The organism is Pseudorhodoplanes sp., assembly GCF_050250235.1.
Classification (GTDB): Bacteria; Pseudomonadota; Alphaproteobacteria; order Rhizobiales; family Xanthobacteraceae; genus Pseudorhodoplanes.
In genome coordinates, this window is the sequence record NZ_JBFWPA010000001.1 from 43,065 (window position 1) to 66,194 (window position 23,130).

A 23,130-nucleotide genomic window follows, 5' to 3' on the forward strand; every position below is an offset into this window, starting at 1 on the left:
GCGTCAGACGCGTTAACCGTCGCCTTAATCCCGGCCCAATATCGTAAGAAACCCGAGGTGGATGACTTGGGGGAGCCGCACCTTTCTCGCTACAAGGGCGGGAACGGGCCTTGCGGTCGATGGCCACACAATCCCCCGTTGGAAGGATCGTTGCGCGAGCATGACAGCGGGCTTCGGCATCGTCGCGGCAATCGCGAAACGTCTGCCGGGTGTCGGGCGGGCGGGCGGCTTGCTGTCCCGTGTTCTGGTTCTTGTGGTCGCCGGGCTGGCGATCGCCGCATGCACGAGCGACAAGGATCTGGTGATCCCCGACGAGCCGGCCGACAAGCTCTACAATGAAGGTCTCTATCTTCTGCAGCAGAAGCGCGAATACAAGGAAGCCGCCAAGAAATTCGAGGAGGTCGACCGCCAGCACCCGTATTCGGACTGGGCCCGCAAGGCGCTGCTGATGCAGGCCTATTCTTATTACGAGGCGCGGGAATACGACGACACGATCAGCGCGGCCAAGCGTTATGTCGCTCTGCATCCCGGCAGTCCGGATGCCGCCTATGCGCAATACCTGATCGGCTCGTCCTATTACGAGGTGATCCCGGACGTCACGCGCGACCAGCAGCGGACCGAAAAGGCCATGCAGGAGCTGGAACAGGTGATGCGACGCTATCCGAACACGGAATATGCGTCGAGCGCCAAGAAGAAGCTCGATATCGCGCGCGACCAGCTGGCCGGCAAGGAAATGATGATCGGGCGATTCTATCTGAACAAGAAGGACTTTTCCGGCGCCATCAACCGCTTCAAGGTGGTGGTGACGCAATATCAGACCACCCGCCATGTCGAGGAGGCGCTGATGCGGCTCACCGAGGCCTATATGGCGCTTGGCATCGTGCAGGAGGCGCAGACTGCGGCAGCCGTGCTTGGGCACAATTTCCCGGACAGCCAGTGGTACCAGAACGCGTACAAGCTTGTGCAGGGCGGCGGGCTGGAACCGGCCGAGAACAAGCAATCCTGGATCAGCAAGCTGTTCCAGCGCAAGCCGGCGGGCGAGGTGCAGATCGGCACGCCGGTCGTGCGGTGACCACCGCCTGACCACGCCCCTTCAGTCCGGTTCCGAATCAAATATTTCTTTCCATCGAGGCTGAGTCGGTCGCTACATTGCGTACTTGCTCGGAATTAAATCCGCGCTCATCCTGAGGAGCCCGCGAAGCGGGCGTCTCGAAGGAGCGAGGGCGGCCCATCCTTCGAGACGGCGGCCATAGCGCGTCGAAGACGCGCGTAAACGCGCTGATGGCCGCCTCCTCAGGATGAGGTCGATTGAGGTTGAGCGCTTCTCCATGCTGGTCCGTCTGTCCATTCGCGACATCGTGCTGATCGACAAACTTGATCTGGAGTTTGCCGAGGGGCTCGCCGTGCTGACCGGCGAAACCGGCGCCGGCAAGTCGATTCTGCTTGATGCCTTCGCGCTCGCGCTGGGCGCGCGGGGCGACGCCGGGCTTGTGCGTCAAGGGACCGAACAGGGGCAGGTCACTGCGGTGTTCGACATGCCCGCGCGGCACCCTGCGCGCGCGGTCCTGAAGGCGCAGGGAATCGAGGTGGAGGATGACCTGATCCTGCGCCGCATTCAGTCGGTCGATGGCAAGACCCGGGCTTTTGTCAACGATCAGCCGGTTTCGGTGCAGATGCTGAAGAGTCTCGGGGCGGCGCTGGTCGAGATACACGGCCAGCATGACGACCGCGCTCTCGTCGATGCGGCGACCCATCGCACGCTGCTCGACGCCTATGCCGGCCTCGAAGAGGCGGCCGCCGCCGTCGCGCAATTGTGGGAGGCGCGCCGCGAGGCCGCTCAGGCGGTCGAGCGGCATCGCGTTGAGGTCGAGCGCGCGGAGCGCGAGGCAGGCTACCTTCGCCACGCCGTCGAGGAACTCGAGAAGCTTCGCCCTGAAGCCGGCGAGGAGACCGTGCTTGCGGAGCGCCGCACGGCCATGATGCAGGCGGAAAAGATCGCGGGCGACCTCAGCGATGCCTATGAGGTCGTGGCCGGCAATGCATCTCCGGTACCGGGCTTTGCGTCGGCAGTCCGCAGGCTTGAGCGTCGCGCGACGCAGGCCCCGGGCCTGGCGGATCCTGCGATCAAAGCGCTTGACATCGCGCTGACTGCCATCGAGGAAGCGCGGGCGCATCTGGAGAGCGCGTTGCGGGCGGCCAATTACGATCCGGCCGAGCTGGAGCGCATCGAAGAGCGGCTGTTTTCGCTCCGCGCAGCGGCCCGAAAATACAATACACCGGTCGACAGCCTCGCTGCGCTTGCCGCGCGCTATGCCGGCGATCTCGCGCTGATCGATGCCGGCGCGGAACAGCTTGCCAGGCTGGAAAAGACAGCGGCCGAAACAGAGGCTCGTTTCCGCAAGTCCGCGAGCGCGCTTGCCGAAGCGCGCAAGAAGGCCGCCCTGAAGCTCGACAAGGCGGTGAATGCCGAGATCAAGCCGCTCAAGCTTGATCGCGCGGTATTCTCCACCGCGATCGCGGCCGACGCTGAAGCGGCCGGCCCGCATGGATTCGACCGTGTGGAATTCTGGGTACAGACCAATCCCGGCACGCGGCCGGGCCCGCTGATGAAGGTCGCGTCGGGTGGCGAGCTTGCGCGCTTCCTGCTGGCGCTCAAGGTGGTGCTGGCGGACAAGGGCTCGGCGCCGACGCTGGTGTTCGACGAGATCGACACCGGCGTCGGCGGCGCGGTTGCCGACGCGATCGGAGTGCGGCTCGCGAAACTTGCAACGCGGGTGCAGGCGATTGCCGTCACCCATGCGCCGCAGGTCGCAGCCCGCGCCGACCGCCATTATGTCATTGCCAAGGATGCGCTCGACAAGGGCAGGCGAGTGGCGACACGAGTGAGTGAGGTTGCCGCCGAGCGCCGCCGCGAGGAGATCGCACGCATGCTGGCGGGAGCGGAAATCACCGACGAAGCGCGCGCCGCTGCCGAGCGGCTGATCAAGGCGGCAGGGTAATCCGCGTCATTCGCGGGCAGTCTCCATTTTGGTCCGGGGCCTGCACTGTCCTGGTCATTCCGGGGCGCTCTTTTTCCCCGTCATTCCGGGGCGTGCCGAAGGCGCGAACCCGGAATCCAGCGGCAAGCTCAGCATGTGATCTCCGGATATAAGTCCGTCCAGTCCGGGTTGCCGGTTTCAATCAGTTGGAACTTCCATGCGCGCCGCCATTTCTTGATCTCCATTTCGCGCTCGATTGCATTTTGTTGGATCATCGTAGCATTCGAACCACACCAGCCGGTCGACGCCGTATTGGCTGTGAATCCTTTCGTCACCCTGTTCTTGTGCTCGTATGCCCGACGAACAAGATTGTTGGTGACGCCAAGATGCAGAGTGCCCTGTTTGCGCGATGCCATCAGATAGACGTAAAACTTGACCGCCTCGAACGGGGCTGGATTCCGGGTTCGCACGCTTCGCGTGCGCCCCGGAATGACCGGGAATAATTGCCACAGACAATACCATGGCCAGACGCGCGACCGGATCACCGCTCACCCCGACCGACAAGCTGACCGAGGAACAGGCCGCGGGCGAACTCGCGCGGCTGGCAAAGCTTATCGCCGAGCATGACGCGCGCTACTACCAGAAAGACGCGCCGACCATTTCGGATGCGGAATACGATGCGCTGCGCCAGCGCAACAACGAGATCGAGGCGCGTTTTCCGGAACTGATCCGCAAGGATTCGCCCTCTCAGAAAGTTGGCGCCACGCCGACCGGCCGCTTCAGGAAGGTGCGGCATGCGGTGCCGATGCTCTCGCTCGATAATGCGTTCAGCGACGCGGATGTGACCGAATTCATCGATCGCGTGGTCCGTTTTCTGAAGCTCGACGAGGCGCCCGCCTTCACCGCAGAGCCCAAGATCGATGGCTTGTCATTATCGCTGCGTTATGAGGGTGGCACGCTGGTCACCGGCGCGACCCGCGGCGACGGCGCCGAAGGCGAGGACGTCACCGCCAATGTCAGGACGCTGGACGACATTCCGGAGAAGCTGAAGGGCCGCAATGTCCCCGAAGTCGTCGAAATCCGTGGCGAAGTCTACATGACCCACGACGATTTTTTGGCACTCAACAAGCGGCAGGCCGCGGCGGAAGAGCCGGTTTATGCCAATCCGCGCAATTCCGCGGCCGGATCGCTTCGCCAGAAGGACGCAACGATCACGGCATCCCGCAAGCTGAAATTCTTCGCCTATGCATGGGGCGAGATGAGCGCGATGCCGGCGGATACGCAGGCCGGCATGGTGGAATGGATCGGCGAACGCGGTTTCACGGTCAACCCGCTGTTCCGGCTATGCAAGTCGGTGGATGCGATGATTGCGATGTACCGCGACATCGAACTGAAGCGCGCAAAGCTTGGTTACGACATCGACGGCGTCGTCTACAAGCTGAACCGGCTGGACTGGCAGCAGCGGCTGGGCTTCGTGTCGCGCTCGCCTCGCTGGGCCATCGCGCATAAATTTCCCGCCGAGAAGGCGACCACGGTGGTCAATGATATCGACATCCAGGTCGGCCGCACCGGCGCGCTGACTCCGGTGGCGAAGCTCGAGCCGGTTACCGTCGGTGGCGTCGTGGTGCAGAATGCCACGCTGCATAACGAGGATTACATCAAGGGCATCGGCAACGACGGCAATCCGATCCGCGGCGGGATGGATATCCGGATCGGCGATACCGTGGTGATCCAGCGCGCGGGCGACGTGATCCCGCAGGTGCTGGATGTCGTGCTGGATAAGCGGCCGAGAAGCGCCAGGCCGTACAAGTTTCCAGAAACCTGCCCGGTCTGCGGCAGCCATGCCGTGCGCGAGGAGGGGGAGGCGGTGCGGCGTTGCACCGGCGGTCTCATTTGTCCCGCCCAGCAGGTCGAACGGCTGCGCCATTTCGTGTCGCGCGACGCGTTCGACATCGAGGGATTGGGCGAAAAGCAGGTGCAGGCTTTCTACGCCGACGGCATCGTGATGGAGCCGGCCGACATCTTCACGCTGGCTGCGCGCGACCGGCGGGAGACGAAGAAGCTCGCCGACAGAGAGGGCTATGGCGAGACGTCGGTGCGCAACCTGTTCGCCGCGATCGAGGAGCGGCGCATGATCCCGCTCAACAAGCTGATCTACGCGCTCGGCATCCGTCATATCGGCGAGACCAATGCGAGGCTGATCGCGCGTCATTATCACGACGTCGACGCTTTCCTGGACGGCATGAAGGCCGCCGGCAAGGGGCCGGACAGCGAGGCTTATCAGGAACTCAACAATATCGGCGGCATCGGCGAGGTGGTGGCTGACGCCGTCGTTGAATTTTTCAAGGAGGAGAAGAACCGCGAAGCACTCGAGCGGTTGCTCGCGCAGATCACCGTTGAGCCGATGGAGAGGGTAAAGTCCGACTCCGCCATCGCCGGAAAGACCGTTGTGTTCACCGGTTCGCTGGAGAAAATGACCCGCAACGAAGCGAAGGCGCAGGCGGAGCGGCTCGGCGCCAAGGTCGCGGGCTCGGTATCGAAAAAGACCGATTACGTCGTCGCCGGTCCCGGTGCGGGCTCCAAGCTCGCGGAGGCGCAGGCGCTTGGCGTGACGGTGCTGACCGAGGACGAGTGGCTGGCGATGGTGGGGCAGTAGCGCCGCGAGTCCAAATCTGCATGGCTGCGTTCCCGATGGCGCGGGCGACCGGCGCGCGGGCCGTTCCTATGTCCGGCTGCACGGGGTGGCCGAACAGGAGCAGTATCATGCTGAAACATTACCTCACCGCAATGCTTGTCGGCGCCGCCATGCTGGCGTCGGCGGTCCCGTCGCAGGCTCAGGAACACGTGAGTGGGACGCGTGCCGCCGCCATCCATGAATGCAGCGTCGCAGCCGGCCGCTATCCGGAGACGACCTGGAGTTCACTGGAATTCGAAATCTATCGTGCCTGCATGGCGCGGCACGGCCAGGCAGAGTAGCGGGACCTTCAACGGCGTCTGCCGAGAAAGACGTAGAACGCCAGCGCCGCCGCCGTCGACAATATTCCCATCGCGATCGCAAGCGGCATGGCCGTGTCCGCGGTCGCGATGATGTGGCTCATCGCCTGCGCGGCCACCGCGCCGGTCGACATCTGCACGAAGCCGGTGATGCCGGACGCGGTACCGGCCGCTTGCGGCCGCACGCTCACCGCGCCCGCGACGCAGTTCGGCAGGAATATTCCGTTGCCGACCGAGATCGCGAGTTGCGGGAGAAATATCGTCCAGGGGCCGCCATCCGGAAAGCCTGCGACGGTTGCGACCGTCAGCACCGAGCCGATCAGCAGCAGCAAAAGCCCGACGGCGATCATGCGATCAATGCCGTAGCGCTGCGAACTGCGGGAGGTGATGAAGTTGCCCAGCATGAAGCCGCCGGACGTCGCGATGAACCACACGCCGTATTCGGCTGAGGTGCGCGCCATGATGCTGACCACGACATGCGGGCCGCCGCCGAGAAAGGCAAAGAATGTCGCGGTTCCGATCGCGCAGACCAGCACATAGCCGACGAATTTCCGGTCGGACAGCAATTCGCGGCTCTCGCGCAGGATGAACCGCACGCCGCCGCCGGTGATGTGATCGGGCCGGGTTTCCGGCAATGCAAGAAAGGACCAGGCCATCACCGCGGCGGCCATCACCCCGGTCAGCACGAAGGTGTATTCCCAGCCGAAATGGGTATCGAGCAGTCCTCCGATCAAGGGAGCCGCCATCGGCGCCAGCACCATGACAGTGGTGACAAGGCCGATCATGGCGGCGGCGCGGTCGCGCGAATAGAGATCGCGGATGATCGCGCGCCCGATCACGAGGCCGGACGAGGCGCCGAGCGCTTGCAGCGTGCGGAACACAATCAGCATGCCGATCGAAGTCGAGAAGATTGCCGCAACACTTGCAGCCGCCGTGATGAACAGTCCGGCCAGCAGAACCGGCTTGCGGCCGAAGCGGTCGGACAGCGGACCGAGCACGAGTTGAGAAAGCGCAAGCCCGAACAGATAGAGCGACAGTGTGAGCTGAACCGTCTCGACCTTGGTGTCGAACAATACCGCCAGGCCGGGCGTCGCCGGCACCAGGATATTGAGCGAAACCGGGCCGATGGCGCTCATTGCCATCAGCAGGACGATCAGGCCGATCGGCGCCGTACGCTGATCGGAAGCCGCCTGCGGTTTGAGCGCTTGCGCATCCACGGAACGAAAGACTCTAGGAGTTCAGGAGCGGACGGGTCGCAGCCGCGAGCCAGTTCGCCGTGTCCTTATCAACAAGCGGGCCCACCGTCTCTGCAACCCGCGCATGGTAGCTATCGAGCCAGGCGATCTCGTCCGTCGTCATCTGGCTGACATCGATCAGACGGGCGTCGATTGGTGCGAGCGTGATGGTCTCGAACGCGTTCATCGGCTTTTCTGCGCCCGTAATGTGCGGCGCCTCCACCACCAGCACCAGATTTTCGATCCGGATGCCGAACGCGCCTTCCTTGTAATAGCCGGGTTCGTTGGACAGGATCATGCCGCGTTTCAGCGGCGCCGTACCAAGCTTTGATATGCGCGCCGGGCCTTCGTGCACCGACAGATAGCTGCCGACGCCGTGTCCGGTTCCATGATCGAAATCGACTCCGGCCTGCCACAGATATTGCCGCGCCAGCGTGTCGAGCTGGGCGCCCGAAATTCCGTCCGGAAAAAGCGCGCGCGCGAGAGCGATGTGACCTCTCAGCACTTGCGTGAAACGGCTCCGCATTTCGTCGGTCGGGGTTCCCACCGCAATGGTGCGGGTGATGTCGGTGGTGCCGTCCTCGTATTGTCCGCCGGAATCGATCAGGAACAATTCGCCCGGCCGGATCGGCCGGTTGGTGCGCTGCGTCACGCGGTAATGCACAATGGCGCCGTTCGGACCGGCGCCGGAGATGCTCGGAAACGAGATATCCTTCAACAGGCCGCTCTCGCGCCGAAAGCTTTCGAGCGCCTCGACCGCTGCGATCTCGTCGAGATGCCCGCGCGGTGCCTCGCGGTCGAACCAGGCGAGGAAGCGCGCCATCGCGGCGCCGTCCCGTGCTTGTGCCGCGTGGGCCCCTGCGATTTCGGTTGGGTTCTTGATCGCCTTCAGTGCGGTGACCGGATCGGCCACGCGCACCACCTTACCGCCGGCTTCCGCCACGACCTTTCCGAGCGCATCGGCCGCCGTCGCCTGATCCAGCAGCACGGTTGCCTGCGTGGCGGCTAGCTTCGACAGGTCCTTCGTCAGCGCATCGGGTTCGCGGATATCGACGAGGTCGCTCAACCGGTCGCGTACGTCATTGCTGAGCTTGCGGCCATCGATATAAAGCGCGGGCCGTCCGTTCTTCGGGACCACCGCGAAGGCGAGCGGCAGCGGCGTATGCGCCACGTCCGAGCCACGGATGTTGAAAGTCCAGGCCACATTGTGCGGATCGGAGATGACCAACGCATCGGCGCGCTGCTTGCCGATCTCGGCCGCGATCCGCTTCAGCTTGTCGTCCGCGGTTTCGCCGGCGAAGCGCACGTCATGCAGCACGACCGGCCCGAGCGGAGCTGCAGGCCGGTCGGCCCAGATTTCGTCGACGGGGTTCTCCGTCAGCGGCACCAGTTCCCATCGCGGCTTTTCGAGCGCCTTGGCGAGACGTTCGATCGATTCAGCCGTGTGCAGCCAGGGATCGTATCCGATGCGGGTTCCGGGATGGTCGGTCTGCTGCTCAAACCACTTGGCGGGAGAGATTTCGACGCTGTTGACGAGGGTGAAGAGCGTGGGATCGGTCTGCTCGCGCGCCTGCAACGTATAGCGGCCGTCGGTGAACAGGACGGCTTTGTCAGGGAGCACAAGAAGAAACCCTGCCGAACCGGTAAAGCCTGTCAGGAAAGCCAGACGTTCCTCGCCCGCCGGCACATATTCATTCTGATGGCGGTCGGCGCGTGGCAGCACAAAGCCATCGACCCCGTCCCATTTCAAATTGTGGCGAAGGCTGGCCAATCGCCGGGCACTTGCGGCGGGGTCGGCCGTCTCGTCGAAGGTCTGGAATTTAGCTGAAAACATCGCGTCGATTTTAGCCTGCATGCCGGAACATTGGGTACCGGTTTTGCGCCAGGACGCGTCCGCCGAACGATCGGTCGGCGGGAGTACGCGGACGGACATTATCTATCGTCAAAAGCCTCGGCGCGGAAATTTGTGCAATGCCGCAAACAAGCTTGCCGAAGCCTTTATCAATCGCTGTGAAACGCGCCATTCGTTACTGAAATATGAAGCGTTTATGCATACTTAGAGGGGCGGCCATGAATTCTTCGCACTGCAACAATGCGGAACTTGCATTATGTTGCGTTGCAGAAATTCCGGATCATCCCGGGTGTCCGTTGGATCGTAAGGAGACACCATGAGCGCCATCACCGTCGGCTCCTCCGCCGCCACTCTTTCCGCCAAGGTCCCCGTCGCGAAGGCGCCTGTCGCGAAGGCCAATCTGGCGGGCAACGGCCTGTTTGCGCGCCTGTGGGCCGCATTCGTCGAAGCGCGTATGCGTCAGGCCGAGCGCGAGATTGCGCTTCATCGCCACCTGCTGCCCGGCCAGTTTCAGGCCGCCGGGGAGCGCCTTGCGCCGCGCAGCGAAAAGGAACTGCCGTTCGTTCGCTAGGCGAGCAGCGGACTGGATTGCCGAGCGCCCCGGATTTCGGGGCGCTTTGCTTTTGTCCCGCTGTCAACGTCGCATCGTGAGCGTGACCCAGCCATCCAGCGTCAGCCGTGCTTGCAGGCGCAATCCCTGACGCCGGTAGGCGGCGATAACGCCGGGCGCGTGAGCAAGTAGCAATCCCGAAAGGACCAGCCGGCCGCCGGGTGCGAGCACGGCGGAGAGCGGCGCCGACATTCTTCGCAGCGGCGTTTCCAGGATATTGGCGAAGATCAGGTCGTAGGGACCGCCGCGGCGGATCCAGCCGGCACTGACGCCGTCCGCCGCCAATGCACGAAACCACGGCGTCACATGGTTGAGGCTTGCATTGTCGCGAGCGACGGCGACCGCCATTGGGTCGATATCGCTTGCCAGAACCGGCACCCGCAGCCGGCGGGCCGCGGCGATCGCAAGCAGGCCCGTACCGGTTCCGACATCCAGGATGCGCCGGTGCCGCGCCGCAGGCGTGGACTTGCACAGTGTCTCGAAGGCGAGCAGACAGCCGCGCGTGGTGCCGTGATGTCCGGTGCCGAAGGCCAGCGCGGCCTCGATCTCGATCCCGATCTGGTTGAGCCGGACCTCAGCGCGGTCATGTGCGCCGTGAACGACGAAGCGGCCAGCGCGCACCGGGGCAAGGCCCTCAAGACTGGCCGCTACCCAGTCGCGGGTGCCGACGGCCGTGAAAGCCAGTTCGTTCGCCGCATCCGCGCCGGCCATGTGCACGACGGTCTGCGAAATCAGCGTGCGGTCCGCCTCGTCGCAATAGGCCGCCTCGACGGTCCAGCGTTCGCCGCTTTCGAACATCGACACGGCGCAGGTTTCGGGATCGAGCCGCGCGGCAAGCGCATCCGCCAGCCGGTGCGCGGCCGGCCGCTCCATTGAAATCCGTGCGAGCCGTGTCTCAAAACGCGGGGCAGATGCGGACATGTCGGTGCTCGGCAAGCCAAAGGACCCGCACTTCACAGGCGGGAACTCACAGCCGGCGCGGACGCCCGTGCGGGGCGTCCATTGGCCGTGATGCACACGCTTTGCACCACTCTCAGGAGGTGGCAAGGGGCTCGGAACGCCGATCCGGGCGCGTAGCGCCGTCGTTTTCCCCGCATTTTTCCACAGCGCCGCGTAGCGCGCTGTGAGGCGGACCTTTCGTCCGCCGCCAGCCGGGATACGGACCGGCCAGGTTTGACAAGCCGAGCGCCAATCAAGGATTGGCCGACGAAGAAGGGATACCTACATTCGGGGCTCCAAACTGCGCCGGTCCTGCCTGGGCGGGCTTGTAGCTGAGAGATGCCATGTCGAAGCCAGTCACCGTTTCCATTCCGCATTCCCTCGGCAAGGAGGAGGCGCTGCGCCGCCTGAAGCCGGGTCTGACGGGTGCCGCAAAGGCGATTCCCGTGATCAAAGTCGACGAGGAAATATGGTCCGGTGACCGCATGACGTTCCGAGTGCGTGCTCTCGCGCAGACCGTGGCCGGCAGTGTCGACGTGGCGGACGACTCGGTCCGCATCGAGATCACGCTTCCCTGGCTGCTGCAGAAATTTGCGGACAACGTGCAGGGATTTCTCCAGAAGAACGGCAAGCTGCTTCTGGAAAAGAAATGACCAGCTTTACGAAGCCGGCGGTTGCGGCGATGCCCGCGGCCGACCTTGCGCTTGCGACCCGGGCGAGGCTACCCGACGACCTTACGTTTCTGGTTGCTCGCTATCCGCGAGAGATCTGGGACGGCCATTCCAATCTCGGCGACATGGCGCGCTTCTGGCTCTCGCGACACGCGATGTTCCGTGAACTCGGAGCAATGCTCGACGAGGTTGCCACGCGCTTCCGCGACGGCGGAATCGACGCGCACCAGTTTGCCGGATTGTTCGCCCCGCGCCTGCAATTCTTCCTGCAGCAATTGCACGCGCATCATCACATCGAGGACGATTACTATTTCCCGATCTTTCGAAGGGCCGACGCGCGTTTGGTGCGCGGGTTCGACATGCTGGAGAGCGACCATGAGGCGCTGGCCGCCGCGATCGAGAATTCGGTGACAACGGCCAACGATTTCCTGCGCGCGATTCACGGACCATCCGGCAATATCGCGCCGGCCGCGACGGCGCATCTGCAGTCGGGGGACGTGCTGCTGCGCAGCCTGACCCGCCATCTCGACGACGAGGAAGACCTGATCGTGCCGCTCATTCTCGATCGAGGTGAACCGGCTCTGGGGGTTGGGCATTGACCCGGACATCGACAACGGGCCACCATGCCACACTCGGACCATCGTGATGCCGCATCGGGCTGATTTCGAAACACTTCTGCATCGCTTCGAGCAGCGGTTGCCGGAGTGGATTGCGCGCAAGTCGCGAGCCCTGCGCGAACCTCACGCGCGCATGTGGCGCATCCCCGCGGCCGGTCTGCTGATTTTCGGGGGCTTCCTCGGCTTTCTCCCCATCCTCGGATTCTGGATGGTGCCGCTCGGCCTTGTGCTGCTCGCGGTAGACCTGCCCGCTCTGCAACCGCCGCTCGCGCGCATGCTGCGCTGGATCGAACGCAGGTGGCCGGCAGCGCCGCAAGGACCGAAATAGCGCCGGCGTCCTGTTTGATCCGGATCAAGTGGCAGCGACCGGGTTTGGCCTAGCCTTGATGGGATCGCCATCCGTGGCGGTTTCCCGTGGCGGAGGACCCGGGTCACGTCGTGTCGCTCCGCATGCGCAACTGGCCCGGCTTCGCGCCGGGCCTTTTTCGTTCGCGTCACTTCCAGCGTGAAATGTCTTCTTCGGTCGGAAGCCGCCCGTCCGGCGTAAGCTGATTGACCACGTCCGGCAGTGTTTCGCTCAAGCCCTGCAGCAATTCGTTCTTGCCGAGGCCGAACTGGTCCGCGAGCTGGTTGATGATGTCGGGGCCGAAGGTGCGTTCGATCTGACCCGGTGTCACCGGCATGTTGTCGCCCTGGGAGATCCAGGAACGTGCGGCGTCGCCCGCACCGCTTTGATCGAATTGCCGCATCAGGTCGCCGAGCATGCCGCCGCCGGCGCCTCCGGCGAGCAGTCCGCCAAGTCCGCCGATGCCGGCGCCTTGCAGAAGCGCGCTGAGCGGGTCGCCCTGCGGACCCGCGACGCGCGAACCGGGAAAGGCGCCACCGCGCCCGCCGCCCAGGATGTCGCCCAGGATATCCTCCAGTCCGCCGCCACGGCCCCCGCCGCGTGGATCGCGCGGGAAGCCACCGCCACGCGGGTCGCCGTCCGGTCCGCCGCGGCCGCCCCGCAGGATCTCGCCAAGGATATCGCCAAGGCCGCCACCCATTCCTCCACCGCCCATTCCCCCGCTATCCATGTCTTCGTCGTCATCCATGGGGCGGCCGCGCCGGCCGCTGCGGGGAGCCTCGGGCATGCGGCGCGTGGATTCGACCAGCGGACCGAAGTCACTGTCGTCGGGAGAGCCGGACCGCGGCTGGGGAATTTGCATCGGGTCGCCATGCGGCAGTTCGGCCGGCGGCAGTTCCTGACGCGGCAGGCGTGCGCCTCCCCCGGGTGAAGGCATCGGAGCGGGCTCGGCGCCGCCGCGTGAATTCTGGTACCAGCGCCACAGCATATACGCGATCAGCGCCATGCCGATCTTCGTCATGTTGCCGCCGCCGCTCGACGCGCCGCCGCGTCCGCCACCACGCGCGGCGCCGCCGCCCAACAGAATATCCAGAATGTTCATGGGTCTCTCCCGGCCAGGGCAGCAGCCTGCGGCATCGCCACCATGCGATCAAGACGCAACGGCGGCGGGACCGTCAGGCGCGCTCAATCGTAATAATAGCGCGGCTGATAATAATATTGAGGCGGCGCATAGCCACCGGCATAGGGCTGCGGTTGGGGGCGATAATAAGTCTGCCCCTGATGGGGCTGCCACCGGTAGCCGTCATAGTAATATAGCTGTTGCTGCTGCTGCCGGTAGCCATATTGCGGAGCAGCCTCGCGCGGCCCGGCATAGCGCTGTCGCGCGCGGGGCTGTTCTTCCACCGGCGGCGAATAGGTCGGCGGCAGCCCGGTGCCGCCTCCGGCCTGGCGCGGCCCGCCCTGCGTCAACTGACGGTCGGCCCTGGCGAGTGCGATGCGCTCGTCGCCGGCGATCGTGACCTTGGTCTTCAATACACCTTCCGCCTTCACGAGGTCGAACAGCACCTTCGCGTTTTCCGGAGCGAGCCGCACGCAGCCGCCGGAAGCCGGGCGGCCGAGCTTCCTGGTCTCGAACGAGCCATGGATCGCGTGCCCGCGCTTGGTGAAAAAGATCGAATGCGGCATCGGCGCGTCGTCGAATTCGCGCGAGTAATGATCCTTCTCCAGCCGGAACGCCTGATAGCTGCCGGCCGGCGTGAAACGTCCGACGCGACCTGTCGAGACCGGCCATTTGTGCAGCACCTGTCCGTCCCGTGACACGGTGAGCGTCTGCGCGCTCTTGTCGACGGTGATCTGAACGTCGGCAAGGGAAGGCTGCGCTGCGAGCGCAAAGAGTGACGCAAACAAGATCGTGGGACGCATGATGGACCTCGACATGGCGCACAGCATAGGGAAATTCGCGGAAGGAATTAAGGCGCAAATGCGCGCGTGCTTAAGGAGAAAGCCTAATCGGATGTCGCGACAAATGCAGCAATTGCGCGCAAATCCGTCATCTCCGTTGACGCCTTGCTGCGCCGCCGCCGCTCACATCTGCGTCATCGCCGCCGCGCGGAATGCGACGGAAGGCGGCAGTGCGGACGCATTCTGCGACAGAATTCGGAACGGTGCGCCTGTTCCGGCATTAGCCTTACGTCTGGAGCGCCACCGAGCGCAAAGCAACAACAGACACCATCCTGAATTCGATTCCGGGATGTCATGAATCAAACGCATAGGAGTCTCTCATGAATCGCACCCTCGCGATGCTCGCGGCCGCTGGACTGATTGCGGCCACTGCCGCGCAGGCACAGAACGCGCCGCCCCCGGGCAATGTAAACCCCGGCTCGATGCAGTCGGGCGCGGAGCAGACCGGTGCGCCGAACCAGCCGCGCAGCCAGAATACCGGCGCGATCAAGGGCACGACCGGTTCCGGTATCAGTGCGCCCGAGCCGCGCACCGGCACCGACCGCGACGGCATCAATGCCAACGTGAAGCCAAGCTCTCCGAATGCCGATGTGCCGTCCGGCGCGGCGGCTCCCAAGCCGCGCGGCACGGAGTAACGACGAAGCGATCGGCCGCGACCTGTCTCGCGACCTGAACGAAAGCCCCGGTCACCACGCCGGGGCTTTCTTCGTTTGCGGCTGTTTCCTTTGCGCGCCTTTAGCCACGTCACATTCCGACCGGACTTTCATCGCCTGCGCGCGGCGAAAAGGTCACGACATGGTCACGCTGCATCACGGAACGTCGCGCCGCAGCGCAGCATTGAGCTGCGGTTGGCGAGCCGCGCATGCGGACCCCCGCATCGGGCGGCGCGTCACGGAAAAAAGGAGTTCAGTCATGAACCGCACCCTCACCACACTCACTGCGGCAGCACTCGCAGCGGCGCTCGCGATCGCGCCGGCTGCGGCGCAGAACCTGCCGCCACCCGGCAACGTCAATCCCGGCTCGCTGAACACCGGCGCAGAGCAGACCGGCGCCCCGAACCAGCCGCGCAGCTATGGTCCGACGACATACGGACCGCTCGGCTATGGCGCGCCTCCGCCCTATGTTGGCGGCTACAGTTCCTATGCTCCGCAGCCGACCTATGGACCGTTCCGCTACGCTCCGGGCTATGGACCCTACGGACTGGGGACCGGCGGAGCCGGCGCGATCGGAGCCGACAACTAACGAAGGCGCAGGTCATCAGGCGGGAAGCCCCGGCGCAAGCCGGGGCTTTCTCGTTTGAGGAAGGGCGATCTGGTGCGCCGCCCGGCCGGCGTACCCCGGGCACGGCGGCGATGACGGCGGCGCTGAACCTTCGCCCCGGCTGGTGACACCAACGAGGGCATCGGAGGACGCCATGACCGCTCGTCAGCTCGCCCAGACCGCCCTTGTTGCCGCGTTCTGGATCGCTTTCATGATCTGGTGGACCGCCGACTACCGCACCACTCATATCGTGATGCTGACGGTGACCGGCATTGTCGTCGCCGCGATCTGGGCCTGGTCGATGAAGCGCTTCGGACGCTGGAGCTGAAGCGCCCGCTTGCCGGACGCGCAGGTTGCCGCGATGCGGACTATGCCCCGATCCGGCTCGCGTTCCGATCACTGATTGCGCAGCAAATCAGTGCTTGCGCGCGCTGACGCGATAGCCCGCAATCGTGGTCTCGCCCAGCGACTTCGCGGCCTCGAGCCGATGCAGCCCTTCGACCAGCACGAAGCGGTCGCCGTCCGCCCGCACCAGGATCGGGGTCTGCATGCCCTCGGCCAGGATGGCAGCGGCGAGCGCGTCGACCTTGGCGGGTTCCAGCGTGGCGCGCCGCTTCACCGGCACATAGATGCGGGCGATCTCGAATTGCTCGCGTTTCATCATGACGGGAGGAGGCTAGCACGGCCGCGGGCGCGGCGTGAACCGTGGCTGCGGCCCGCCATCGTGGACAAGCCGGGCGGGCCGTGTGACGCTGCGCCGGGTCAACGAGCGGACGGCGGGGGGCACCATGCCATTCAACGCGCGGCAAATGTTCATGATCGCGATCTTCGCGATCTTCTGGACCGCCTTCATGCTGTGGTGGAACGGCGATTACGGCACCGCGCGCACCGCCACCATGCTGGTGATCGGCGTGGCCATCGCGCTCGCTTGGGGCTTCTGGATGAAGAAATATGGCGCGTGGAAGGACCAGGCGTGAGGCGCAGCACGCGTGTGGCAGCACGCGTGTGTCGGGCGCCTGACCTTACGTCGCGGTCGGCTCGCGCGGCTCGGTCACCCGCACCGCCAGCACCCAGCTGAGCGGCAGCAGGATGACCAGCGTACCGAAGAAACCCAGCACGCTGAGCATGTCGTGAATGTTCGGGAAATTGTCCAGCACGATTCCGATCGTCGCCGCGATCACCACAGCGACCAGCGCGATGACCAGAAACGTCACGAGCAGCGTCATCCCTTGCATGGCGGCCTCCCCGGATAGACTTGCAGCATAACGCGAAGAGGCGCGGGTGGTTCGGGGTGCGACGATGTGCGGCGGGAGTGGGCGCGGGCCTGCGACGATGTGGATAAAGAGATATGGGGCGTAGGATGAAGGTGAGGATGTCGATCAGGCTTTGACGTCGTCCGCTCGGCCGTAGCACCAGCAGCCTGCGCGATACGCCCATGCGGCCGGACCGCGGCAATCGGTCTTGAACGCGAGCTCGCATAGCGCCCAACCCAACGCCTCAAAAATCCGGAATCTGACCTTGGCGAACATCCTACGACGCGACGTGCTTGTTCATCGCCCTTCGTACCGCCTTCGTCACACCCGGTCCACGAAACTGTCGACCACGCGCTTTTCGCGGGCCTTGTCGAACTGGATGGTCCGCCTTGTCGCTGTCCACCGCCACCACATTGCCACCGAACGTGACGCGAAAAATCAGGTGCTCGCCCTAACGGCTCACAGCCCGCGTCATGATCGCCTCGAAATCATAGGGGCACGTTTTCGGAAATGCTGAGTCGTCCAGGCCCGTTTCCTTGGCGGCGTCGAGACGCGTTTTGCGATAAGCGCGTGCGATGGCTTCGGGAATACGCGGCTTCAGGCCCGGGTTGTCCGTCAGGACATCGTCGACTTCGACCCGCTGTGTTGCGATCGACAAGTCCCAGCTGCGCGAGCGCCGCTCCGGCTGGAAGTCCCATTTCAGGAGATGCAGCAGGAGCACGCGCAGCGCGCTTTCCAGCTTGTTGAATTGTTCGCGCCCCAGGCTCTCGATCTCCTCGGCGAGATTGTCGCGGTCGATCGCGGACCAGCGGCCCTCGCGAATGAGCCGCGCCTGCTCCATCAGCCATGAATAGAAGTCGCGCTCATACGCCGCGCGCGGATCGGCGGGCGGGGCGAGGCCGATGTCGGCGTCCTTGTCGCGTGCGGCCATGGGCGGCTCCGATGGCGTTAGCTTACGTCATTCCGGGGCGCGGGCGAAGCCCGCGTTTCCCTCTCCCCTTGAGGGAGAGGGTGCCGAGCGAGCTTTTGCGAGCGAGGCGGGTGAGGGGTCATAGTCTCACCGTCACCCCTCACCCGGCTCGCATTCGCTCGCCACTCTCTCCCGCAAGCGGGAGAGGGAAGGGCGCAGTCGCGCTACACCCGCTCCACGAAACTATCCACCACGCGCTTCTCGCCGGCCTTGTCGAACTGGATGGTCAGCTTGTTGCCGTCCACCGCCACCACGTTGCCGTTGCCGAACTTGATGTGAAACACCCGGTCGCCGTTGCGGAATGCCGATAACACGCCGGTGCTTTTCGCGACGAGTTCGCCCTCGATGGTGAGCGGCTCGCGGCGGGCGGCGAAGCGGCCTTTGGATGTGCCGGTGCCGCGTCCCGAATGAGCGCCCGCGCGCCCGCCGAAATCAACCCCCTCCCGGCCGCCGGAGCCTGTCATCGGGCGACGCTCCGCGTCGGCCCGTTGGGCGGCCGACCTGCCCCTCAAGGGGGGAGGTGAAGACGAGTGCGCGGAGAGGTGGTCCGCGTATGCCGCGCCGCTGTCGTCATCATCAGCGTGGCGCGCATCGGCCTCATATTCGGCGGCCTCGTCGCCAAATCCGCCAAACTCATCGTCGTCGCGCTTGCGCTTCTGCGCGCGCTGCCAGCCGGGCGTGGCGTAGCTCGAGCCGGCGGGCGCAAACGTATCGAAGCGCGACGCGCCGTAACGCCCGCCATAACCCGCCGGATTGCCGAACCCATAGCCGCTCATGCCGCCCTTGGCCTCGGTCACCTCGACATGCGCCTCCGGCAATTCGTCGAGGAAGCGCGAGGGGATGGTGGAATTCCACAGGCCCTTCATGCGGCGGTTGGTGGCGAAACAGATCTTGGCGCGCTTGCGCGCCCGCGTGATCGCGACATGCGCGAGCCGGCGCTCCTCCTCCAGCCCGGCGCGGCCGCTTTCGTCGAGCGAGCGCTGATGCGGAAACAGGCCTTCCTCCCAGCCGGGCAGGAACACGGTGTCGAATTCCAGCCCCTTGGCGGAATGCACCGTCATGATGCTGACGGCGTCGTCGATGCCCTCGGCGTCGCGGTCCATCACCAGCGAAATGTGTTCGAGAAAGCCGTTGAGATTCTCGAAATCCTGCATGGAGCGGATCAGCTCCTTGAGGTTTTCCAGGCGGCCTGCGGCATCGGCCGAGCGGTCCTTCTGCCACATCTCGGTATAGCCGGATTCATCCAGCACGATTTCGGCCAGTTCGGTATGCGGCAGGTGTTCGCTTTGCGTGCGCCAGCGCTCGAACGCGGTCATCAGGTCGCGCAGCGAGGCGCGCGGTTTCGGTTTCAGTTCGTCGGTCTCGATGATGGCGCGCGCGGCCTCGGTAAGCGGGACGCGGCTCATGCGCGCGTGATCGTGCAGTTGCTTCACCGTGGCGTCGCCCAGGCCCCGGCGGGGGACATTCACGATGCGCTCGAAGGCGAGATCGTCGGACGGCTGGTTGATGACGCGAAGATAGGCGAGCGCATCGCGGATTTCGGCGCGTTCGTAGAAGCGCGGGCCGCCGATCACGCGATAGGGCAGGCCGAGCGTGACGAAGCGGTCTTCGAACTCGCGCATCTGGAACGAGGCGCGCACCAGGATCGCGATCTCGTTCAGCCTGTGCTTGTTGCGCTGCAGCTGCTCGATCTCCTCGCCGATGCCGCGAGCTTCCTCTTCCGAGTCCCACGCGCCGGTGACGGTGACCTTCTCGCCCAGCACGGCTTCGGTGCGCAAGGTCTTGCCGAGCCGGCCCTCGTTATGCGCGATGAGATGCGACGCGGCGGCGAGGATGTGGCCGGTGGAGCGGTAGTTGCGTTCCAGCCGGATCACGGTCGCGCCTGGGAAGTCCTTCTCGAAGCGCAGGATGTTGTCGACCTCGGCGCCGCGCCAGCCATAGATCGACTGGTCGTCGTCGCCGACGCAGCAGATGTTGCGGTGTGTTCTCGCCGCTTGCTCCGAACCGGGTGAGGGGTCATGGTGAGAGTGTGAACCCTCACCCGGTTCGTCGCTCGCGTGCGCTCGCGCCGACCCACCCTCTCCCTCAAGGGGAGAGGGTAACGGAGTTCGCGGCGCCGCCTTCGGCTGCCCCAGCAGCCGCAGCCACAGATATTGCGCGACGTTGGTGTCCTGATACTCGTCGACCAGAATATAGCGAAACCGCCGCTGGTAGTCGGCGAGCACATCCGGATGCTCGCGGAACAGCCGCAATTGTTCGAGCAGAAGATCGCCGAAGTCGCAGGCGTTGAGCGTCTTGAGCCGCTCCTGATAGGCGGCGTAGAGCTCCTTGCCCTTGCCGTTCGCGAATGCCATGGCCTCGCCGGCCGGAACCTTATCGGGCGTCAATCCTCTATTCTTCCAGCCGTCGAGGATCCCGGCGAATATCCTTGCCGGCCATCTTTTTTCGTCGACGTTCGCCACTTCTAGGAGCTGTTTGATCAGCCGGATCTGATCATCCACATCGAGAATGGTGAAATTGGATTTCAGCCCAACCAGTTCGGCGTGGCGGCGCAAAATCTTCACCCCGATCGCGTGGAAAGTGCCAAGCCACGGCATTCCCTCGACAATCTGCCCCACCATGTCGCCGATGCGCAGCTTCATCTCGCGCGCCGCCTTGTTGGTGAAGGTCACGGCGAGAATCTGCGAGGGATGCGCCCGCCCGAGCCGCAGGATATGGGCGATCCGCGTTGTTAATACTCGGGTTTTTCCGGTTCCGGCGCCCGCCAGAACCAGCACCGGGCCGTCGAGGGTTTCGACCGCAAGCCGCTGCTCCGGATTCAGCGCCTTGAGGTAATCGGCCGGCGGCCCGCCCTGAACGGCCTGCATCGCGCGCGCGGCGATGCCCAATCCCTGACCGGACTTCTGGCCTGATTTCTCTGGACTTTTTGCGTGTTCTGCCATGCGAATCTCAAGGTCCAACATGGCATTGCGGGACGCAAAACGGGAGGGGGCCGCGCCGCTTTGCGGGCGGAACCCCAATCTTTATCGACCTTTATCCGCGATCCTCCGGCCGATGCGCGGCCTTGTCCGGCGCGAGCATCGGCGATGGTCGGCGACGTTCGGCGCTGCCGTCCGGCCTATTGCGGCTTGTATTCCTTGCGCGGGGCGTTGGCGATCTTGACCAGCGCCTCCGCCGCCTTGCGGTCCTCTTTCAGGAAGGCCGCGAACGCCGCAGGACTGGTCGGCGCCGGAACCACCAATTGCTTGTCCAGGAAAGCGGTGAATTTCGGATCGCTGAATACGGCCACGAATGCCGCATTCACTTTCTCCACCACCGCAGCCGGTGTGCCCTTCGGCGCGGCGAGCCCCCACCAGCCCTGACCGGGATAGTCGAGCCCCGCCTCTTTCAAGGTCGGCACATCCGGGAATTGCTTGGAGCGCTGATCCGCCGCGATCGCCAGCATGCGCACCTTGCCGGCATCCATCAGCCCGCGGAAATTGCCGACGCCGAAGCGCGTCAGCTGCACTTCGTTCGCGGCCAGCGCCTGCGCGGCCGGGCCGCCGCCCTTGTAGGGCACGCCCACAATCTTCGTGCCCCATTGATTGTTCAGCCAGACGCGAAACAGATCGGGGAAGGAGCCGTTGCCGAGCGTCGCGTAGTTCAGCCCGTCCGGCTTTGCCTGCGCCAGCGCGCGCAACTCGGCGACGTTCTTCGCCGGCAGTTCGGCATTCACGAACAGCCCTTCGGTGAGGAAGAACAGCCGCGTCACCGGCACGAGCTCGTCGGCATTGTAGGGCAGCTTGTCGAACTGCACCGGGTTGTACGACATGGTCGAGTGATAGATGACGCAGAGCGTGTAACCGTCGCCCGCCGACTGCGCGCAAGCCTGGCCGGCGATGATGCCCGCCGCGCCGCCGCGGTTCTCGATCACCAGCGGCTGGCCGAGTTTCGGCTCCAGTTCCTTCGCCGCCGCGCGCATGATCACGTCGGTGACGCTGCCCGCGGCGATCGACACGATCAGGCGGATCGGCTTGTCCGGATAGGTTTGCGCGGCAGCCGGTGAAAGTGCAAGCGATGCGGCGATGAAGGCGCCGGCGCAGATGCGCGCGAGACATCTCATGGTGCGTCTCCCTGAAATCGTTGTTGTTGTCGGCAGTGTTCTGCTCGTGCTCAAAAGGTGCGCCAAGTCCCGTGCCGCTTCAAGCGAGGCAAACCGGCATGCGGTACACGAGACATAAAAATCGGCGGATCGTCCGATCGGCAAACGCGCCACGCGCATGTCCGATGGCCGATCACCGCGGGATATGATATTCTTGATTATCGGCTCTGCCCGCGTGCCGGCGCGGGTCGGGTCAGGATTTGCGGTCAAGCGATTGCGATCAGACGTGACAAACCGGACCAGCGATTTTCCGACCCGATCGAGCAGCGCAACCGCGCGGGAGCGCAATCCGTCGCAGGCGATGACGCGCCTTCTGGCGGCGGCGCCGCCGCCACTGGCGCCGATCGGGATGGCCTGCGGGACGCAACTCAGCCATCGCTTCACGCGCGGGACGCGCTACGGTTATGCGCCCGGCATGCCCGGCCACCTCGTCGGCACCTATTACGGCGATGCGCGGCATTGCGCCTGGACGGTCGAGGGACAGCGGCTCGTAGCTCCGCTGAGGGCGCATGCCATCACGGTGGTCCCGGAGCGGCATGACGGCGACTGGGAGGTCGAAGGCCCGCTCGATGTGTCGCACGTCTATCTCACGAACGAACGCCTGGAGAATTGCAGGACGCTTGTCGGTGGACGCGGCAATGTGGAGCTTGTGCGTCGCGTCGGCCGGGACGATGCGGTGACGTCGCATATTCTCGCCATTCTCAGCGATCCGGACGTCATCGGTGATCCCGGCGCGCGGTTGCTGGTCGAGCGCGCGGTCGACCTGCTCTGCATCCAGCTGCTGCGCAATCACAGTGCCGCCGATCTGCCGCGGACCGCGACCCCCATCCGCGGAGGGCTTGCACGATGGCAGCTCAGACGCGTGAGCGATTACATGCTGGCGCATATCGACCGGTCGATCGGGCTGGAGGAACTGGCGGCGCAGGTCGGCCTGAGCCGTTTTCACTTCTGCACGGCGTTCCGCCTTTCGACGGGAGTGACGCCGCATGCGTGGCTGACCGGGCAGCGCATGATGCTGGCCCGGCGGCTGCTTGCCGATCCGAATGTCCCGATCAGCGAAATCGCACTCTCCGTCGGCTATGCCACGCCCTCGGCATTTTCGGCGACCTTCCGCAGAAACACCGGCGTGACGCCGCGGATGTTTCGCCGCTCATTATAGAGAGCCCGGCGCGGTGATCCCGGCGTGCGGACCGGCGCCGATCGTGACCGTGCCGTATCGCGCGCGCGGATCGTCGCAACGCCGCGATAGTGATCGCAACGGCGCGACGGTTCCTTGTCGAAGCAAGCGCTATGGCGTCTTCC

Annotated in this window: 24 protein-coding genes; 13 read left to right on the forward strand and 11 right to left on the reverse strand. The window is 64.8% G+C overall.

Annotated features, from left to right (window positions below; all coding sequences use genetic code 11):
- The first annotated feature begins 160 nt into the window (after window positions 1-160).
- Together AB7F49_RS00200 and recN are read left to right on the forward strand one after the other, a co-directional pair.
- Entirely contained in the window at window positions 161-1,072 is a 912-nt protein-coding gene (locus AB7F49_RS00200; protein ID WP_428519069.1) for an outer membrane protein assembly factor BamD, read from the forward strand.
- Between the two features lie 256 nt (window positions 1,073-1,328).
- Window positions 1,329-2,999: a DNA repair protein RecN gene (gene recN / locus AB7F49_RS00205; RefSeq protein WP_428519071.1), complete on the forward strand. Its 1,671-nt coding sequence runs from the start codon at window positions 1,329-1,331 to the stop codon at window positions 2,997-2,999.
- 128 nt (window positions 3,000-3,127) lie between these two features.
- On the opposite strand, the gene AB7F49_RS00210 is transcribed toward recN, so the two are convergent.
- Window positions 3,128-3,523: a GIY-YIG nuclease family protein gene (locus AB7F49_RS00210; protein WP_428519073.1), complete on the reverse strand. Its 396-nt coding sequence runs from the start codon at window positions 3,521-3,523 to the stop codon at window positions 3,128-3,130.
- Between AB7F49_RS00210 and ligA the strand changes: the two genes are divergently transcribed.
- Both ligA and AB7F49_RS00220 read left to right on the forward strand, forming a co-directional pair.
- Window positions 3,499-5,634: an NAD-dependent DNA ligase LigA gene (ligA, locus tag AB7F49_RS00215; RefSeq protein WP_428519075.1), complete on the forward strand. Its 2,136-nt coding sequence runs from the start codon at window positions 3,499-3,501 to the stop codon at window positions 5,632-5,634. The two genes, AB7F49_RS00210 and ligA, sit on opposite strands and share 25 nt — an antisense overlap.
- Window positions 5,635-5,741: 107 nt before the next feature.
- Window positions 5,742-5,954: a hypothetical protein gene (locus AB7F49_RS00220; RefSeq protein WP_428519077.1), complete on the forward strand. Its 213-nt coding sequence runs from the start codon at window positions 5,742-5,744 to the stop codon at window positions 5,952-5,954.
- A gap of 8 nt (window positions 5,955-5,962) precedes the next feature.
- Here AB7F49_RS00220 and AB7F49_RS00225 read toward each other — a convergent pair whose 3' ends face one another.
- Both AB7F49_RS00225 and AB7F49_RS00230 read right to left on the reverse strand, forming a co-directional pair.
- Window positions 5,963-7,189, reverse strand: a complete 1,227-nt coding sequence (locus AB7F49_RS00225) for a multidrug effflux MFS transporter (RefSeq protein ID WP_428519079.1) — start codon at window positions 7,187-7,189, stop codon at window positions 5,963-5,965.
- A 13-nt stretch (window positions 7,190-7,202) separates the two neighbouring features.
- Entirely contained in the window at window positions 7,203-9,041 is a 1,839-nt protein-coding gene (locus tag AB7F49_RS00230; RefSeq protein WP_428519456.1) for an aminopeptidase P family protein, read from the reverse strand.
- A 334-nt stretch (window positions 9,042-9,375) separates the two neighbouring features.
- Here AB7F49_RS00230 and AB7F49_RS00235 point away from each other — a divergent pair, with 334 nt between their 5' ends.
- Complete coding sequence (locus AB7F49_RS00235; RefSeq protein WP_428519081.1) at window positions 9,376-9,630, forward strand: hypothetical protein; 255 nt, start codon at window positions 9,376-9,378, stop codon at window positions 9,628-9,630.
- 63 nt (window positions 9,631-9,693) lie between these two features.
- On the opposite strand, the gene AB7F49_RS00240 is transcribed toward AB7F49_RS00235, so the two are convergent.
- Window positions 9,694-10,590: a 50S ribosomal protein L11 methyltransferase gene (locus AB7F49_RS00240; RefSeq protein WP_428519083.1), complete on the reverse strand. Its 897-nt coding sequence runs from the start codon at window positions 10,588-10,590 to the stop codon at window positions 9,694-9,696.
- A gap of 362 nt (window positions 10,591-10,952) precedes the next feature.
- Here AB7F49_RS00240 and AB7F49_RS00245 point away from each other — a divergent pair, with 362 nt between their 5' ends.
- From AB7F49_RS00245 to AB7F49_RS00255, 3 genes are read left to right on the forward strand one after another with little or no spacing between them, the layout of a single operon-like run.
- Window positions 10,953-11,261, forward strand: a complete 309-nt coding sequence (locus AB7F49_RS00245) for a polyhydroxyalkanoic acid system family protein (RefSeq protein ID WP_428519085.1) — start codon at window positions 10,953-10,955, stop codon at window positions 11,259-11,261.
- A complete protein-coding gene (locus tag AB7F49_RS00250; protein ID WP_428519087.1) occupies window positions 11,258-11,878 on the forward strand; it encodes a hemerythrin domain-containing protein in 621 nt (206 codons plus the stop codon). Before AB7F49_RS00245 ends, AB7F49_RS00250 begins: the two co-directional genes overlap by 4 nt.
- 46 nt (window positions 11,879-11,924) lie before the next feature.
- Window positions 11,925-12,224: a hypothetical protein gene (locus tag AB7F49_RS00255; RefSeq protein ID WP_428519089.1), complete on the forward strand. Its 300-nt coding sequence runs from the start codon at window positions 11,925-11,927 to the stop codon at window positions 12,222-12,224.
- Window positions 12,225-12,390: 166 nt separating this feature from the next.
- Here AB7F49_RS00255 and AB7F49_RS00260 read toward each other — a convergent pair whose 3' ends face one another.
- Both AB7F49_RS00260 and AB7F49_RS00265 read right to left on the reverse strand, forming a co-directional pair.
- Window positions 12,391-13,344, reverse strand: a complete 954-nt coding sequence (locus AB7F49_RS00260) for a YidB family protein (RefSeq protein ID WP_428519091.1) — start codon at window positions 13,342-13,344, stop codon at window positions 12,391-12,393.
- A gap of 83 nt (window positions 13,345-13,427) precedes the next feature.
- On the reverse strand, window positions 13,428-14,165 hold the full coding sequence (locus AB7F49_RS00265) for a L,D-transpeptidase (protein ID WP_428519093.1): 738 nt from the start codon (window positions 14,163-14,165) through the stop codon (window positions 13,428-13,430).
- 359 nt (window positions 14,166-14,524) lie between these two features.
- Here AB7F49_RS00265 and AB7F49_RS00270 point away from each other — a divergent pair, with 359 nt between their 5' ends.
- From AB7F49_RS00270 to AB7F49_RS00280, 3 genes are all read left to right on the forward strand, one after another.
- On the forward strand, window positions 14,525-14,839 hold the full coding sequence (locus AB7F49_RS00270) for a hypothetical protein (protein ID WP_428519095.1): 315 nt from the start codon (window positions 14,525-14,527) through the stop codon (window positions 14,837-14,839).
- Window positions 14,840-15,116: 277 nt separating this feature from the next.
- On the forward strand, window positions 15,117-15,446 hold the full coding sequence (locus AB7F49_RS00275) for a hypothetical protein (protein ID WP_428519097.1): 330 nt from the start codon (window positions 15,117-15,119) through the stop codon (window positions 15,444-15,446).
- A 172-nt stretch (window positions 15,447-15,618) separates the two neighbouring features.
- A complete protein-coding gene (locus tag AB7F49_RS00280) occupies window positions 15,619-15,792 on the forward strand; it encodes a hypothetical protein (RefSeq protein WP_428519099.1) in 174 nt (57 codons plus the stop codon).
- Between the two features lie 87 nt (window positions 15,793-15,879).
- On the opposite strand, the gene AB7F49_RS00285 is transcribed toward AB7F49_RS00280, so the two are convergent.
- Window positions 15,880-16,128 carry a ParB N-terminal domain-containing protein gene (locus AB7F49_RS00285; protein ID WP_428519101.1) on the reverse strand — a complete coding sequence of 83 codons (249 nt, stop codon included), beginning with the start codon at window positions 16,126-16,128 and terminating at the stop codon, window positions 15,880-15,882.
- Window positions 16,129-16,210: 82 nt separating this feature from the next.
- Here AB7F49_RS00285 and AB7F49_RS00290 point away from each other — a divergent pair, with 82 nt between their 5' ends.
- Window positions 16,211-16,441, forward strand: a complete 231-nt coding sequence (locus AB7F49_RS00290) for a hypothetical protein (protein WP_428519103.1) — start codon at window positions 16,211-16,213, stop codon at window positions 16,439-16,441.
- Between the two features lie 45 nt (window positions 16,442-16,486).
- On the opposite strand, the gene AB7F49_RS00295 is transcribed toward AB7F49_RS00290, so the two are convergent.
- From AB7F49_RS00295 to AB7F49_RS00310, 4 genes are all read right to left on the reverse strand, one after another.
- Window positions 16,487-16,699 carry a hypothetical protein gene (locus AB7F49_RS00295; RefSeq protein ID WP_428519105.1) on the reverse strand — a complete coding sequence of 71 codons (213 nt, stop codon included), beginning with the start codon at window positions 16,697-16,699 and terminating at the stop codon, window positions 16,487-16,489.
- Between the two features lie 469 nt (window positions 16,700-17,168).
- Window positions 17,169-17,648, reverse strand: coding sequence for a DUF29 domain-containing protein (locus AB7F49_RS00300; RefSeq protein ID WP_428519107.1), 480 nt, complete (start codon window positions 17,646-17,648; stop codon window positions 17,169-17,171).
- Window positions 17,649-17,851: 203 nt separating this feature from the next.
- Complete coding sequence (locus AB7F49_RS00305) at window positions 17,852-20,629, reverse strand: ATP-dependent helicase (protein ID WP_428519109.1); 2,778 nt, start codon at window positions 20,627-20,629, stop codon at window positions 17,852-17,854.
- 176 nt (window positions 20,630-20,805) lie between these two features.
- Window positions 20,806-21,789 carry a Bug family tripartite tricarboxylate transporter substrate binding protein gene (locus AB7F49_RS00310; RefSeq protein WP_428519111.1) on the reverse strand — a complete coding sequence of 328 codons (984 nt, stop codon included), beginning with the start codon at window positions 21,787-21,789 and terminating at the stop codon, window positions 20,806-20,808.
- Between the two features lie 265 nt (window positions 21,790-22,054).
- On the opposite strand from AB7F49_RS00310, the gene AB7F49_RS00315 reads away from it, so the two are divergent.
- Window positions 22,055-22,987: a helix-turn-helix transcriptional regulator gene (locus AB7F49_RS00315; RefSeq protein WP_428519113.1), complete on the forward strand. Its 933-nt coding sequence runs from the start codon at window positions 22,055-22,057 to the stop codon at window positions 22,985-22,987.
- The last annotated feature ends 143 nt before the right edge of the window (window positions 22,988-23,130 follow it).

Coding starts and splice junctions, on each gene's coding strand:
- AB7F49_RS00200 (WP_428519069.1), top strand. CDS start 161: ATGACAGCGGGCTTCGGCATCGTCGCGGCAATCGCGAAACGTCTGCCG.
- recN (WP_428519071.1), top strand. CDS start 1,329: ATGCTGGTCCGTCTGTCCATTCGCGACATCGTGCTGATCGACAAACTT.
- ligA (WP_428519075.1), top strand. CDS start 3,499: ATGGCCAGACGCGCGACCGGATCACCGCTCACCCCGACCGACAAGCTG.
- AB7F49_RS00220 (WP_428519077.1), top strand. CDS start 5,742: ATGCTGAAACATTACCTCACCGCAATGCTTGTCGGCGCCGCCATGCTG.
- AB7F49_RS00230 (WP_428519456.1), bottom strand. CDS start 9,041: ATGTTTTCAGCTAAATTCCAGACCTTCGACGAGACGGCCGACCCCGCC.
- AB7F49_RS00235 (WP_428519081.1), top strand. CDS start 9,376: ATGAGCGCCATCACCGTCGGCTCCTCCGCCGCCACTCTTTCCGCCAAG.
- AB7F49_RS00240 (WP_428519083.1), bottom strand. CDS start 10,590: ATGTCCGCATCTGCCCCGCGTTTTGAGACACGGCTCGCACGGATTTCA.
- AB7F49_RS00245 (WP_428519085.1), top strand. CDS start 10,953: ATGTCGAAGCCAGTCACCGTTTCCATTCCGCATTCCCTCGGCAAGGAG.
- AB7F49_RS00250 (WP_428519087.1), top strand. CDS start 11,258: ATGACCAGCTTTACGAAGCCGGCGGTTGCGGCGATGCCCGCGGCCGAC.
- AB7F49_RS00255 (WP_428519089.1), top strand. CDS start 11,925: ATGCCGCATCGGGCTGATTTCGAAACACTTCTGCATCGCTTCGAGCAG.
- AB7F49_RS00260 (WP_428519091.1), bottom strand. CDS start 13,344: ATGAACATTCTGGATATTCTGTTGGGCGGCGGCGCCGCGCGTGGTGGC.
- AB7F49_RS00265 (WP_428519093.1), bottom strand. CDS start 14,165: ATGCGTCCCACGATCTTGTTTGCGTCACTCTTTGCGCTCGCAGCGCAG.
- AB7F49_RS00270 (WP_428519095.1), top strand. CDS start 14,525: ATGAATCGCACCCTCGCGATGCTCGCGGCCGCTGGACTGATTGCGGCC.
- AB7F49_RS00275 (WP_428519097.1), top strand. CDS start 15,117: ATGAACCGCACCCTCACCACACTCACTGCGGCAGCACTCGCAGCGGCG.
- AB7F49_RS00280 (WP_428519099.1), top strand. CDS start 15,619: ATGACCGCTCGTCAGCTCGCCCAGACCGCCCTTGTTGCCGCGTTCTGG.
- AB7F49_RS00285 (WP_428519101.1), bottom strand. CDS start 16,128: ATGATGAAACGCGAGCAATTCGAGATCGCCCGCATCTATGTGCCGGTG.
- AB7F49_RS00295 (WP_428519105.1), bottom strand. CDS start 16,699: ATGCAAGGGATGACGCTGCTCGTGACGTTTCTGGTCATCGCGCTGGTC.
- AB7F49_RS00300 (WP_428519107.1), bottom strand. CDS start 17,648: ATGGCCGCACGCGACAAGGACGCCGACATCGGCCTCGCCCCGCCCGCC.
- AB7F49_RS00305 (WP_428519109.1), bottom strand. CDS start 20,629: ATGGCAGAACACGCAAAAAGTCCAGAGAAATCAGGCCAGAAGTCCGGT.
- AB7F49_RS00310 (WP_428519111.1), bottom strand. CDS start 21,789: ATGAGATGTCTCGCGCGCATCTGCGCCGGCGCCTTCATCGCCGCATCG.